Origin of the sequence: Pyramidobacter piscolens W5455 (assembly GCF_000177335.1) — a bacterium.
GTDB classification, from domain to species: domain Bacteria; phylum Synergistota; class Synergistia; order Synergistales; family Dethiosulfovibrionaceae; genus Pyramidobacter; species Pyramidobacter piscolens.
Window position 1 is genome coordinate 1 of the sequence record NZ_ADFP01000078.1, and the last position, 5412, is coordinate 5412.

Here is a 5412-nt window from a genome sequence, read left to right on the forward strand (position 1 = left end):
CGAGGTGAAGGGCCTGGCGCTCGACCTCGGCTTCGTCGCGCCCGACGCGAAAGCCTCGCTCGCTTTGGCCTCGCTGAAGCTGCCCGTGGCGGCAGCGCTGGGCGGCGCGGGAGCGTCCATCGGCAGCATCGAAGCCAACGCCGCGGAGACGATCGACTTGTCGGGCAACTCGGCTTCGGCGTCGGGCGGCGTCGCCGCGGCGCTGGGCGGTGGCCTGGCCGGCCTTGGCGGCATCGACCTGATCGCGCCGCAAGGCGTCTCGGTCACGAACAACACGGCCTTTGCCAAGGCCGCGGGCGGCGCGGAGCTGAACGTTGAAGGGCTCGAACTCAATCTGCCGGGCTTCCTGCCTGTGCCCGTTTCGCTCGGCAAACTGGAAGGGCACGCCCCGATCGCGGCGGCGTTCGGCGGCGCGATCGCCGGAGACGGCTGGATCGAGACCGAGAAGCTCGTCGTATCGGACAACGCCGCGCTGGCGCAGGGCGGCCTGGCCGCGGCCATCGGCGGCGTGGGGAAGATGACCGTCGCCGACCCCGGCACGGGCAATCCGGCTTCGGCGCAGTTCCGCGGCAACCGCGCCGAGGCGCTGGGCAGCGAGAAGATCTCGCTCAGCGTCGCCGGGCTGAAGCTGGGGCTGCCGATGCTGCCGCCCGAACTGAACGCCTCTTTGAGCGGATCGGCCGCCGCGGCCATCGGCGGCGTGGGGATCGTCAACGTCGGCGCGCTTCCCAACGGCGGCGCGATCCTGTTCGCGGACAACCGGGCGTCGGCCGACGGCTCGCTGGCGGCGGCGCTGGGCGGCGCGACGGCGGACTTCTCCACGGACAATACGAACTATCCCGACGAGGTCGCTTTCACCCGCAACCGGGCGCTGGCCCGCAACAGCACGGGCATCCCGCTGAGCATCGAGGGCGACGCGCTCAAGGAGCTGGCCGTGAACCTGGTCGGTTCGATCGACCCGGCCAACGAGGAAGGGCTCAAGGCGCTGGCGAACGCGGCGCTGAGCGCGCGCTCCATCGCCTTCGCGGCGGGCGGCGCGGCGTTCATGCCCGAGGAGATTTACGCCGGGCGCGAGATCAACTTCGTCGCCAACGAAGCGGCCGCCGAGGGCGACCTGGGCGTGGCGCTGGGCGGCGCGGTGGCGAGCTTCGGCGACGTTGACATCATATCGGACGGCAACGTCACCTTCGCCGGCAACAAGGTTTCCGGCAGCACGCTGGCGCTGGGTGGCGCGGTCTACGCGCTGGGCGACGTGGATCTGACGGCCCCGAACGGGCGCGTTGCCTTCATGAGCGTCGGCGACGACGCGGTCTTCGGCGGCACCTTGACGGTCGAGAGCGAAACGCTACTGGGCGTGAAGGGCGTGGAGTTGATCGACCAGAAGCTCGCGCTGAGCGAAGCGGGCGTTCCCGACGCCGTCGCCGCCGTCTTCGCCCCGGCGGGCGGCGCGGCCGACCTGACGGCGGTCGATACGGTCGTCGGCGAGAAGGGCGAGCCCGGCGGGCTGTTCCGTGTGGCCGCCGATACGGTCGACCTGAAAAGCGATTCCGAGGCGATGGTCCTCGGCGCGGCCGGCGACGGCAGGCACTACTTCATGACCGTGGAAAGCCCGGCTATCACCGGCGGCGACGCCTTCATGGCTTCGACGTACCGCAACGCCACCGTCGGCTTCGACGTCGACGGCAACGCGCGGCACTATTACCTCGACGTGAAAGACGGCAAGGATCTGGTCTGGAACGGAACGATCGACGCCGATTGGGACATTGACGCGACGGAAAACTGGAAAGATGGCAACGGCGCAGCCGAAAAATTCTTTAACGCCGACCGCGTCACCTTTGACGATACGGCGAAAGAATACGTCGTGGACGTGGTCGATCCCACGGTGCTGCCCGGCGCGATGACCGTGGCGGGGGCAAAGGATTACGCCTTCGTCTCGACGATGGGCGCGCCGCGCCTGATCGGCACGCCGGCGCTGGCGCTGACGGGATCGGGCAAAACGGCCTTCGCCAATCTCGACGTGGCGGTGACGGAGTCCTTCACGGCCGGCGCGGCTTCGCAACTGGTCGCCGACGGGACGAGGACGGCCGGCGGCATGGCGGTCGTGCGCGGCACGGGAAGCGCGGCGCTGAACGTCGCAGACGGCGCGGCGTTGATGGTGCAAAAGGCGGAGCTGAACATCCCCTACCGCATCGTCGACGGCTTCGCCGATTACGGCCCCGTCATGAACTGGCACACACAGCCCTACGCGGGCACGATCTTCGACGAGGCAGCGCTCGCCTACGCGCCCGAAGGCGCGTGGGATCCGATCACGGGAGGCTACGTGACGCTGTGGGACGAAGGAACGGTGACGTTCTCCGACCGCTTCCGCATGGAATCCGATCCGGCCGCGCTGCTGTCGCTGGCCAACACGGCGCTGACGCTCTCGCGCTCCTTCGCGGGCACGCTCAACGCGCGCGCTTCCAGCCGCCAGAACGCGACGGGCGACCTGAGCAGGCTCGGGCGCATGAACTTCGTGCCCGACGCCGGCGCTCCCGCGGCCGACAAGGGCGTGTGGGGCTCGATCTGGTACGGGCACAGCGACGTGGACGGCATGACCGTGACGGGCGCTTCGGGATCGCTCGAGCAGGACAGCACCACCAAATCCTACGGCGCCACGATCGGCGGCGACTTCACGCGCCGCGGCTTCACCACGGGTCTGGCCGTGCAGCTGGGCAAGTACGACACTGACGGCGCGTACGGCGCCGACGCCGACGGCAAGTTTATCGGCGTCGGCTTGTACGGCGGCTTCAAACGCGGAGATTGGGAGTTCACGGGCGACCTCGGCTACAACTGGTTCGACACGGACGTGACGGCGAATCTGTCGGACGGCTCGTTCCGCGCCGACGGCGTCAAGGGACACGTGGCGACGGCGGGCGTGCGCGCCAACTGGCACCTGCCGCCCCGCGGCGCCATGCAGGTGACGCCGTTCCTCGGCCTGCGCTTCAGCCGCTACGACCAGGACGCCTACGACATGAAGGGCAGCTTCGTCGAACAGAAAATCCGCTCCGAAGATTCCTCGATCGACCAGTGGACGCTGCCTCTGGGCGTGCGCTTCGACTGGAACCTGAAGAACCGCGGCGACTGGGAACTGAAGCCGTCGCTGGAGATCGCCTACGTGCGCGCCTTCGGCGACACGGACATCGATTCCCGCCTGCGGTTCCTCGGCAGCGGCGCGACGCTGCCGGCCATGGACTTCACCGCGGCGGTGACGGACGAGAACAGCTTCCGCACGGCGCTGCAGCTGGAAGGCAAACGCAAGAACATGACGCTGGGGCTGAACCTGTCGGGACAGTTCTCCAGCAACCAGAAGGATCTCGGCGTCGGCGCCACGGTGCGCTGGGACTTCTAACGAGCGGCGCGAAATCGCATAGACGGTCGCGACGCGATAACACAAGGCGGATCGCCGAAAATCGGCGATCCGCCTTTTCTCATACAAACGGAACTATGACGCCGCAACGATCTGCGGAAAATGTTCCACGTGGAACATCGGAAAACAAAAACCGTCACGGCGAAAGCCGCGGGCGCGGCACCTCCATGAAACCGTTTTTTCGTTTTTCTCCGCTTCGCTGCTTCTCCGTGGTGGATCTTGTTTTATACTAATTCTTGATAGAAAGTATTAACATAGTTTTCTGGGCGCTGCGAGGAAGTCCAGTCGCTCGGACATACTCGGCCGCTCCGCGGTCTGCGCAGCTCGCTTTGTGGATCTTCCTCGCAGCGCCCTTGTGTTCGGTCTTTTGACCAATAAATAGTATTACTCGACGGCGGCGATGACTTCGATCTCCACTTTCAGGCCGGCGTTCAGTTTGCCGACGGGGACGACCGAGCGGGCCGGATGGTGAGCGCCGAAGAACTCGGCGTAGCACTGGTTCACCGCGGCCCAGTCGTCCTGACTGCCGACGAAGGCGGTGGTCTTCAGCACTTTGTCGCGCGAGGAACCGCACTCTTTGAGGATGAGGTCGACGTTGTTCAGCGCGCGCATGGTTTCCTCGGCCATGGTGCCGGGGCGGTTCTCGCCGTTTTCCGGATCCTTGGAGAGCTGGCCGGAAATGAAGATCAGTCCGTCGTGGATCAGCGCCAGCGCGTAATGCCCGCGCGGTTTGAGCCCTTTGACCTGCATGATTTCTTTCATTGAACGCACGCTCCTTTTATTTTTTGCCCGAGGCGGGCTTTTTCACCCGGACGGTGACGGTCGAACCGCCGCGGTTCAGGTCGAGGATGGCCGACAGACGTGAGGCAACGCGCTTTTCGATGGTTTCGCGGGCTTTGGCGGCGCCCATGTCGCCGAATTTGACCAGATTGAGCTCGACGATCACGTCGCCGGGCTTCACGCCCGCGGCCTCAGCCGGCGAACCGGGGGCCACCGATATGACGCGCCCCGTGTCGTCGAACTCCATGCCGCTGGACGAAACGGCGGGAACGTTTTCGCGCGCCCTTCTCTCCTCGGGAGAGACCCAGCGCCGCGTCGAGGCTTCCACTTCTTCGCGCGTCCGCCCTGGCCAGACGCCGCTCACCCCGAAGAATCGTTCGAGCCGCGCCGTCTGGGCGGGGATGTAGTCGTTGCTCAGCTCGGCGTGGTAGCGCTCGCCGTTGGGGCGCTCCATCTCGACGGTGAAGGGTTTGCCGTAGCTGCTCCACTGGTATTTGCGGCCGAAGTAATTGAGCGCCACGCTGTCGGCAGGGGTCTTATTGATGATGCGGATGCGGTCGCCGGCGCGGATACCGGCGTTCCAGGCCGAGCTGTCCTCGAGCACGTCGGCCACGTACATGCGGCCGTTGCGCGCCTCGAGGTCCAGCCCCGAGCCCCAGCCGCCCGTGAAAAAGGCCTGAACGTAGCGGGCGTAGGCGTGGAAGTCGCCGCAGTCGCGCGACACCACGCGCTCGCGGCGCCACATGCCGGGGTTGGCGACCAGGTCGGCGCGCATCGTCACGGTCAGGCCGCCGTCGCGGGAGGGACGGAAGTTGAAGACGGCCCGTTCTTCGGCGAAGTCCACGGGCTCGCGTACCCAGCGTTCGGGAACGCGCGGGTCGCGCGAGGGGATGCGGCGCTCCGGCATCAGGTGCTCCACGCGAGCCGACGGGATCTCTTTCGCCATCGCCATGGCGGCGTCGTTCCTCTCGATCACGTCCATTTGGCCGGCGCCGTCGTAGGTCGCCAGGATAAACGTTTGCAGCTGGGCGACGTCGAAGCCGTACACCGTGAGCGATTCGGACGCGGCCGCCGGCGCCGCGGCGCTCAGAAAAACGACCGCACAAAGCAGAAACTTTCTCATCAGCATGCCTCCTTGAAAGTCGTTGGGGAGAACTGAAGCCATTTTAAGGCGGAAACGCGGCAAAAGCCACCGGCGCCGCGCGCCCCGTCCCGCAATCTTCGCC

General features: G+C 66.6%; 3 protein-coding genes. 1 reads left to right on the plus strand and 2 read right to left on the minus strand.

Going from position 1 to position 5412, the window contains the following annotated elements; genetic code table 11:
* Positions 1-3388, plus strand: a 3388-nt coding sequence (locus HMPREF7215_RS06910; protein WP_040550809.1) for an autotransporter family protein, incomplete at its 5' end; no start/stop codon positions are given.
* Positions 3389-3790: 402 nt separating this feature from the next.
* On the opposite strand, the gene HMPREF7215_RS06915 is transcribed toward HMPREF7215_RS06910, so the two are convergent.
* Together HMPREF7215_RS06915 and HMPREF7215_RS06920 are read right to left on the minus strand one after the other, a co-directional pair.
* Positions 3791-4168 carry a RidA family protein gene (locus HMPREF7215_RS06915; protein WP_009165036.1) on the minus strand — a complete coding sequence of 126 codons (378 nt, stop codon included), beginning with the start codon at positions 4166-4168 and terminating at the stop codon, positions 3791-3793.
* Positions 4169-4184: 16 nt separating this feature from the next.
* Positions 4185-5309, minus strand: a complete 1125-nt coding sequence (locus tag HMPREF7215_RS06920) for a PDZ domain-containing protein (protein ID WP_009165037.1) — start codon at positions 5307-5309, stop codon at positions 4185-4187.
* Between the last annotated feature and the right edge of the window lie 103 nt (positions 5310-5412).